Source organism: Brevundimonas sp. (assembly GCF_036732845.1).
In the GTDB taxonomy this organism is placed as follows: Bacteria; Pseudomonadota; Alphaproteobacteria; order Caulobacterales; family Caulobacteraceae; genus Brevundimonas.
Genome location: NZ_DAINBO010000067.1, coordinates 1 through 6955, shown reverse-complemented (window position 1 = coordinate 6955; position 6955 = coordinate 1). Strand labels below are relative to the sequence as shown.

Below are 6955 nucleotides of genomic sequence, written 5' to 3'. Positions count from 1 at the left end.
CGTGGTGTGAACGGTCATGGGCACGCGAATCGGCGAATGGAGGCTGGAAGTCTAGAGCTTCTAACCCGCCCCGCTCATCCCCGCGAAAGCGGGGATCCAGTTCTTTGGAGGATGGACCGGAGGATTGATCCCACAGTCCTTGATCCAAAACCGCGCCCGTGGCTCTCGCTGGGTCCCCGCTTTCGCGGGGATGAGCGGATGAAAAGGGCGCAGATCAAGCCTGGGTCTTAGGGGTGATCCGCCTTGGGCGCGTTCGGGGCGAACTGGTCGCCGAAGGTGTTTCCACGATACCACATGGGCCGCTCGGGCGCGTCGGCGATGCTGCGGGCGATGGCGCCGTTGACGCGGGCGAACCGCACCGCCGCCTCCCAGTGGAAGGGCACGCTCATGTCGTCGGACGGCTGGTGGTAGGCGCCGCCGAAGAAGGCGCCCCAGGCCGCCTCGCCGCCGTTGGCGTAGCCGGTGGCCAGCATGATCGACGGCACCCCCGCCTTGACGAAGGAATAGTGGTCCGAGCGGGTGAAGACCCCCTGCTCGGGCATCGGATCAGGCGACAGGACCAGCCCTTCCGCCCGCACCGCCTGATCGGCGATCTGGCCCAGGGTCGAATGTTCGCCGCCGAAGGCCACCAGGTCGGTGAAGTCATAGGTCAGGATCGGCATGTCCAGATTGACGTCGGCCACCACCTTGTCGGCCGGAACCACCGGGTTGCGCGCCAGATAGTCCGAACCCAGCAGCCCCATCTCTTCGGCCGTCAGGGCCACCACCATGACCGACCGGCGCGGCGGGTTCGCCATCAGGCCGCGCGCCGCCTCCAGCATGATCGAGACGCCCCCGGCGTTGTCCAAGGCCCCGTTGTTGACGCGGTCGGCGGCGCCCTCGGCCTCCAGCCCCAGGTGGTCCAGGTGGGCGGTCAGCACCACCATCTCGTCGCGCACGGCGGGGTCCGATCCGGGAATGACGCCGATGACATTGGCGCTGTGGATGTCGGTGCGGCGGGTGTGGATGTCGAACGTCGCCTGGCCGTCCAGGGCGAAGCCGCCGGGCCGCCCGCCCTCGGTCGCCGCCTCGGCGCGGATGTCGGCATAGGATTTGGCCGCGCCCGCGAACAGGACGGCAGCGGCCTCGTCGCTGATGAAGCCGCCCGCTCGCGCACCCGACACCGCGCGCTTCGGCTTGCCGTCGGCGCCGACCCAGGTCGTCTCGGTGCGATTGGCGAACCGGCGCAGCAGGGCCGAGGTGTAGCGTTGGGCGCTGGCGTCGGTGTTGATCGTGACCACGCCCACGGCCCCGTGCTTGGCTGCGACGGCGCTCTTTCCGGTTCCCAGATGAGCGGCGGTCTCGCTGTCCAGGCCGGACGGCGCGCCCGACAGGATCACGACGATCTTTCCGGTCACGTCCTGGCCCGCATAGTCGTCGATGCCGTGTTCCGGGCTGTCGATGCCGTAGCCGACGAAGACCAGGCCCGCCGTCACCGTCTCATGGCCCGCCACGTCGCCGGCGTTCAACAGGGCGTCCTGGCCGTTGGTCCAGACGACCGGCTCGCCGCCGGCCGGGGTCCAGGTGATCGTGGCGCCTTCCGGCGCGATCCCCGTGCGGGCCAGGGTCACCGGCTGCATCCAGCCGCCGTTGACGCCGGGCGTCAGGCCCATGCCCTGCATCCGCGTCCGCACGTACAGGGCGGCCAGGTCATAGCCGCGCTCGCCGCTCTCGCGGCCTTCCATGGCGTCGTCGGCCAGGAAGGTCACATCGGCGCGGATGCGCGCCTCAGCCGCCTCATCATGGGTCTGGGCCGCGACCGGCGTGCTGAGGACGATGGCCAGGGCGATGGCCGAGACGACGAGACGTTTCATGGATTCCCCTCCGAGGTCCGCAACGGCTAGCACGACGCCGGGGTTACAGGCGACCCGCCTCGGCCAGCTTGTCCAGCATCCAGACCCGCGCGGGCGGCAAGGGCCGATTCAGCGGATGAAACACGAACTGCTCCAGGAAATGACCGGTCAGGTCGAAGCCCGCCTTGGCGTCTCCCTCTCGCACCCCCGCCTGCGCCCCCAGCATGAAGGGCGGCAGGACCAGCAGCTTGTCGGCATAGGGCGCGCCCGCGCTCGCCGACACCGCCCGGCCCGTGCGCGGGCTGACCCAGACCAGGTCGTCGGTCGACCCGGTGGCGGCGCAACGGCTCAGGTCCAGGCCGAAACCCAGATCCTCCAACAGCCCCGCCTCGAACCGCACGAACACCGCCGGCCAGACCTCGGGCACGGCGAAAGCCGCCATCAGGGCCTCGAAGGCCAGAAAGGCGCCCGGATGCGGCTCCCGCTCCGGCAGTGCGCCCTGGGCCACCGCCGCCGCCGCACTGAGACCGGTCAGGGCCAGGGGGTCGTCGAACAGGGCGCTGGGTCCCTGACCCATCGGCTCCAGCCGCGCCGCGCCCAGATGGTCGGATGTCCGCGCCCGATATTCGGCCTGCACCCGCGCGCCCGGCTGCAGGAAGGGTTTCATCCGCCGCGAGGCGCCGCCCGCGACATAGGCCGCCCGCCGTCCATGCTCGGCGGTCAGCAGTTCGACCACCGCGCCCGTGTCGCCATGGGCGCGCGCGGCCAGCACGAAGGCCTCGTCGGCGAAGTCCACCTAGTGCGCCGGCGCCCGCACGGCGGCCACGACGGCGTCGGAGCGGTCGTTGGGGATGGCGAAGCTGAGTACATACTGCTCGATCTTCCAGCCGTCGGCGGTCTTGCGCATCACGCCCGAGCCGCGCGTAGCGCCGTAGTGGCGGCTGTCCAGCTTCTCCTCGAACCAGGCGATGCAGCGGCAGTCGATGTCGGCGATGGTGATGAACCGCTCGGTCGCCGGAAAGCTCCAGGCGCTGCCCCGTTGGAAATAGGGTTCGGCGAAGGCCTTGAACTCGGCCAGGGTCCAGTGCTCGTTCGGGTCCGTTCCGACAAAGCGGGCGTCGGGCGCGAACAGGCCGAAATAGGCGGTCTCGTCCGCCGTCGAGGAGGCGACGTTCAGCCGATCCAACACGGCGGTCACCTCGGCCACGGCGGGATCGGGCGCGGCCTGCACGGCGGCGGCGGCGAACAGGGCGGCGATCAGGCTCATGTCGGTCTCCGGGTTGCGGCGGCCCAGACTAGGCGTTCGCGCGGCCCATGGAAAAGGCTGTTGACAGGGTCGACGTCTGGTCGGGGTATGGCGGCCCCTAGGAACGCGAGCCGCCCGGCGCGAACAGCCGCTCCAGCCCGGCGGCGAAAGGACATTGATGGCCCAGGATGCTGAAAATCCCTGTCACACGCCCGGCACGGCCCACGGGCATGAGCTGGTGCTGCGCCGCGTGTTCGACGCCACGCCGGACATGATCTGGAAGGCCTGGATGGAGCCGGCCCTGCTGCAACAGTGGTTCTGCCCCAGGCCCTGGCATGTCGTCGACGCGGTGATCGAGCCGCGCCCCGGCGGCCGGTTCAACTTCACCATGCACGGGCCGGACGGCGAGGTGATGCCGAACTCGGGCGTCTTTCTAGAGGTCATCCCCCAGCGCAAATGGACCACCACCGACGCCTTCACCCCCGACTGGAAGCCGGCCGGCATGCCCTTCATGGTCGCCACGGTCGAACTGATCCCCCTGGCCGACGGCCAGACCGAATATGTCGCCACCGCCCGTCACTGGAACGAGGCGACCATGAAACAGCACGAGGCGATGGGCTTTCACGAAGGCTGGGGCGCCGCCGCCGATCAATTGGCCGAGTTGCTGAAGGAGATGAAACCATGAAGATCGTGACCAGCCTGTCCTTCCAGGGACAGTGCCGCCAGGCCTTCGAATTCTACGCCCAGGTCCTGGGCGGCGTGATCACCGCCGCCTTCCCCTATGGCGAAGGTCCGCCCGACATGCCGGTCGGCCCTCAGTACAAGGACTGGCTGATGCACGCCTGGCTGGATGTCGGCGGCCAGTCGATCATGGGCGCCGACATGGACACGGATTGGGCGCCGAACATCGACAAGCCCAAGAACGGCTTCGACGTGAGCCTGCACTATGACGACGCGGCCGAGGCCAGGCGGATCTTCGACGCCCTGTCCGAGGGCGGACGCGTGATCATGGACTTCGCCCCCACCTTCTGGTCGCCCGGCTACGGCGCCTTCATCGACAAGTTCGGCGTGCCGTGGATGATCAACACCATGGGCCAGCCCCAGGGCTAAAGCGCTATCCGACGATCCACGCCGATCGCATCCAGGAAGTCCTCGTCGTGGCTGACCACGACGAGGGCGCCGTCATAGGCCCGCAAGGCCGCCTCCACCGCCTCGATGGAATCCAGGTCCAGGTGGTTGGTCGGCTCGTCCAGCAACAGCAGGCGCGGCGGCCGCGGCCCGGTCATGACGCAGGCCATGGCCGCCCTCAGCCGCTCGCCGCCCGACAAGGTTCCCGCCGTCCGCCGCGCCGCCGTATTGCGGAACAGGAACCGCGCCAGGGCCGCCTGGGCCTGGTTCGGCGTCGCCACGGGATTGATGCGCCGATACGCCTCCAGCAGGGTCTCATCCGGCTTCAGCATGGCCGCGTGCTGGTCCAACAGGGCCGTCTCGACCAGGGCCTCCCCGGCGATCCGTTTCAGCAAGGTCGTCTTGCCGCTGCCGTTCACGCCCGTCACCGCGATGCGTTCGGGACCGGTGACGGTCAGGCCCACACTCTCCTTCCCATCGTTGCGTGACAGGGAGGAGACAGGCGCGCCCAGCCTCAACACCGCCGTCCCCGCCGCCAGTCCGGTCGGCGGCATCGGAATCTCCAGCCGCCGCACCCGTTCGACCGCCGCCTGGGCCTCGCCCAGATCGGCCCGCACCGCCTCGGCGCGCCGTTCGGCCAGACGGCTCTCCTTGCCCGCGCTCTCCTCGGCGCGGCGCTTCATGCCGCCCAGCGAAATTCTGGGCGCCGAACCGGACGCCGCATAGGCCCGCCCCGCCCGGTCCCGACGCACCCGTTTCTCAGCCGTCTGCCGCCGTTCCCGCGCGGCGCGGTCGATCTCGCGTTCCGCCGCGTCCAGCCTCTGTTGCGCCAGCGCCCGCTCCGCCGCCCGGCGTTCGGCGTATAGTTCCCATCCGCCGCCATGAACCTGCACGCCCAGGCTCGACAGCTCCACGATCCGGTCCATCCGCCGCAACAGCGCCCGGTCGTGACTGACCACCACCGCCCCGCCGCGCCAGGCGTCCAGCACCCGCGTGACGATCGCCCGCGCCTCGGCGTCCAGATTGTTGGTCGGCTCGTCCAGCACGATCAGATCCGGCGCCGCCAGCAGCAGGGCCGCCAGCCGCACCCGGGTCTGCTCTCCCCCGCTCAGGGTCGCCGTGCGCCGATCCAGCGACAGCCCGGCCAAGCCGACCTCGGCCATGACGCCCGCGATCCGTTCGTCCAGCGTCCAGTCCGCCTCGGCCAGATCGTCCGCCGTCCCCTCGCCCGCCAGAACCCGCGCCAGCACGGCCCGCCCCGGTTCGGCGCCCAGGGTCGCGGCCACGGTCTCGTCCGGTCCCGGTTCGGCGCGTTGCGCCAGCAGACCGACCGTTCCGGCGCGCGTGACCGATCCCTCGACCGGCGCGGCCAACCCCGCGATCAGGCGCAGCAAGGTGGTCTTGCCGGCCCCATTGCGGCCGACGACAGCCGTGCGCTCGCGCCCGAAGGCTAGGCTCAGATCAGAGAATAGGGTGTGGCCGTCAGGCGTGCGGGCCGCGACGCCGTTGAGCGTCACGAGCGCGGATGCGGACAGGCTTGGGCTTCGGCAGGGTGAGGACATAGGCGAACGCGAGCAGCGGAGCGGAAAGGGCGAAACCGATTTCCAGGGCGCTGATCATGTTCGTAGCCTCCAAAACTCACTCAGGCGAGGCACTGAAGATGGGGTGAAACCGCCCGACTGGCAAGCGCGGCCGTGATCTGCGACCTTCGCGTCGCAATGTTCCCACATTGTTCTTGCTGAACTCGCCGAATTGATCCCCATATGGCGGTGTCGCGCCGGACCCCTCCCCGGCCCTTGGCGTTCCCGGATTTCGATGACCGACAGACACGACTTCATTCGCGTGCGGGGCGCGCGAGAACACAATCTCAAGGGCGTGGACGTCGATATTCCGCGCGGCAAGCTGGTGGTGATGACCGGCCTGTCCGGCTCGGGCAAGTCGTCGCTGGCGTTCGACACCATCTACGCCGAGGGTCAGCGCCGCTATGTCGAGAGCCTCAGCGCCTACGCCCGCCAGTTCCTGGAACTGATGGGCAAGCCCGACGTCGATCTGATCGAGGGCCTGTCGCCGGCCATCTCCATCGAACAGAAGACGACGTCCAAGAACCCGCGCTCGACCGTCGGTACGGTCACCGAGATCCACGACTACATGCGCCTGCTGTGGGCGCGCGTCGGCGTGCCCTATTCGCCCGCCACCGGCCTGCCGATCGAAAGCCAGACCGTCAGCCAGATGGTCGATAAGCTGGTCGAACTGGCCGAGGGCGAACGCATCCTGCTGCTGGCCCCCGTCGTCCGGGGCCGCAAGGGCGAATACAAGAAGGAGATGGCCGAGTGGCAGCGCGCGGGCTTCCAGCGCGTCAAGATCGACGGCCAGTTCTTCGCCATCGAGGACGCCCCGGCCCTCGACAAGAAGTTCAAGCACGACATCGACATCGTCGTGGACCGCATCGTCACCAAGGCCGGGCTGGAAGGCCGCTACGCCGACAGTTTGCAGACGGCCCTGGGCCTGGCCGACGGCATCGCCGTGGCCGAATGGGCCACTGCGCCTGAAGGCGAAGAGCCGCGCCGGATCACCTTCTCGGAACGCTTCGCCTGTCCGGTGTCGGGCTTCACCATCAGCGAGATCGAGCCGCGCCTGTTCTCGTTCAACAACCCCTTCGGCGCCTGTCCGGTCTGTGACGGCCTGGGGGTCAAGCTGGCCTTCGACGCCGATCTGGTGATCCCCGACCGCGACAAGACCCTGCATCACG

General features: G+C 69.2%; 7 protein-coding genes and 1 pseudogene. 3 read left to right on the top strand and 5 right to left on the bottom strand.

The window, feature by feature from the left end; translation table 11 throughout:
- Positions 1-227 precede the first annotated feature (227 nt).
- Genes V7D63_RS12925 through V7D63_RS12915 form a run of 3 tightly spaced genes read right to left on the bottom strand, consistent with a single transcriptional unit; the run spans position 228 to position 3099 of the window.
- Positions 228-1853 (bottom strand): M28 family peptidase, encoded by a 1626-nt coding sequence (locus tag V7D63_RS12925; protein ID WP_333592687.1) that lies wholly within the window; start codon positions 1851-1853, stop codon positions 228-230.
- 43 nt (positions 1854-1896) lie between these two features.
- A complete protein-coding gene (gene recO, locus V7D63_RS12920; RefSeq protein ID WP_333592686.1) occupies positions 1897-2628 on the bottom strand; it encodes a DNA repair protein RecO in 732 nt (243 codons plus the stop codon).
- On the bottom strand, positions 2629-3099 hold the full coding sequence (locus tag V7D63_RS12915; RefSeq protein WP_333592685.1) for a nuclear transport factor 2 family protein: 471 nt from the start codon (positions 3097-3099) through the stop codon (positions 2629-2631).
- Between the two features lie 157 nt (positions 3100-3256).
- Here V7D63_RS12915 and V7D63_RS12910 point away from each other — a divergent pair, with 157 nt between their 5' ends.
- Both V7D63_RS12910 and V7D63_RS12905 read left to right on the top strand, forming a co-directional pair.
- Positions 3257-3763 (top strand): SRPBCC family protein, encoded by a 507-nt coding sequence (locus V7D63_RS12910; protein WP_333592684.1) that lies wholly within the window; start codon positions 3257-3259, stop codon positions 3761-3763.
- Positions 3760-4188 carry a VOC family protein gene (locus V7D63_RS12905; protein ID WP_333592683.1) on the top strand — a complete coding sequence of 143 codons (429 nt, stop codon included), beginning with the start codon at positions 3760-3762 and terminating at the stop codon, positions 4186-4188. The genes V7D63_RS12910 and V7D63_RS12905 overlap by 4 nt, the downstream gene beginning before the upstream one ends.
- Here V7D63_RS12905 and V7D63_RS12900 read toward each other — a convergent pair.
- The gene (locus V7D63_RS12900) at positions 4185-5723 is read right to left on the bottom strand and encodes an ABC-F family ATP-binding cassette domain-containing protein (RefSeq protein WP_333592682.1); all 1539 of its coding nucleotides are present in this window, start codon (positions 5721-5723) and stop codon (positions 4185-4187) included. The genes V7D63_RS12905 and V7D63_RS12900 overlap by 4 nt on opposite strands.
- A complete protein-coding gene (locus tag V7D63_RS12895) occupies positions 5689-5826 on the bottom strand; it encodes a hypothetical protein (RefSeq protein WP_333592681.1) in 138 nt (45 codons plus the stop codon). Before V7D63_RS12895 ends, V7D63_RS12900 begins: the two co-directional genes overlap by 35 nt.
- Positions 5827-6021: 195 nt before the next feature.
- Between V7D63_RS12895 and V7D63_RS12890 the strand changes: the two are divergent.
- Positions 6022-6955, top strand: a pseudogene (locus tag V7D63_RS12890) (excinuclease ABC subunit UvrA); the annotation flags it as partial.